The organism is Brevundimonas sp. GN22, from assembly GCF_054824005.1.
This window is the reverse complement of sequence record NZ_JSYD01000104.1, coordinates 1-1,030: the sequence shown is the minus strand read 5'-3', so window position 1 is coordinate 1,030 and position 1,030 is coordinate 1. Positions and strand designations below refer to the sequence as shown.

General features: G+C 61.2%; 2 protein-coding genes. Both read left to right on the top strand.

Annotated features, from left to right (window positions below; translation table 11 throughout):
- The first annotated feature begins 13 nt into the window (after positions 1-13).
- Positions 14-127, top strand: a complete 114-nt coding sequence (locus OB03_RS12785) for a flagellin (RefSeq protein WP_461344408.1) — start codon at positions 14-16, stop codon at positions 125-127.
- Between the two features lie 150 nt (positions 128-277).
- Positions 278-1,030: flagellin (locus OB03_RS12780; protein WP_461344403.1), on the top strand; the 753-nt coding region annotated here is incomplete at its 3' end.

Sequence of the window (1,030 nt, the reverse complement as noted above, 5' to 3'; positions counted from 1 at the left end):
CGTCGACGCCGATCTGGCCAAGGAAAGCGCTCGCCTGACCGCTCTGCAAACCAAGCAACAGCTTGGCGTGCAGGCACTATCGATCGCCAACTCGTCGAGCAGCATCCTGCTCGGCCTGTTCCGCTAACACGTAGGGGAGGGAGATACCTTCACATCCGTCGGATCTCCCGACCCTGACCACCTCGAATACCCAGTAAAAGCAAGCGTTGAGTAACGAGCGCAAGGCTCGCCCCGCCGTAAAACGCGGGTTCACAAAATGTGAAACATGGAGGCCAGAATGGCCAACTCGATCAATACGAACCGCGGCGCTCTCGTCGCTCTGCAGACCTTGAACCAGACGAACAAGGCGCTGGAAACCACGCAGAACCGCGTGAACACCGGCATGAAGGTTTCGTCGGCCAAGGACAACGGTGCCATCTTCGCCATTGCGACCTCGCAACGTGCGGAGATGGGCGCTCAGGATGCCGTGAAGCAGTCCCTGCAACGCGGTCAATCCATCGTGGATGTGGCGCTGGCTGCGGGTGAAACCGTGACCGACGCGCTGACCGAACTGAAGAGTCTGGCGGTTGCCATTCAGGACTCGACGGCGGGTGGGTCCAGCGAAACCAAGCTGCTGGCCGATTTCGACGCCATCGTCAAAGAAATCCACACCGCTCTGGCCGGTGCGACCTTTGACGGCGTGAACCTGTTCAAGACCGGCACTCTGGTTGAGGTCACCACCAACACCGCGAGCACGGGCAACAAGTTCACCCTGAAACTGGCTGCTACGGCGGCTGCGGCAACCGGTCTTGCCTTCGGCGGCTCGCCGACCCCGGCAACCGGTGCGTGGGATCCGCCTGCGGACGCTACAGCCAAACGTACGGCCTACACTGCGGCCAATGTCGACACGGCTCTCAACGGTTTCACCACCGTGCTGGCCGATCTCGGCACCAAGTCGAAGTCGCTGGACCGTCAGCTGTCTTTCGTCAGCAAGCTTCAGGACTCGCTGGAGACCGGTATCGGCAACCTCGTCGACGCCGATCTGGCCAAG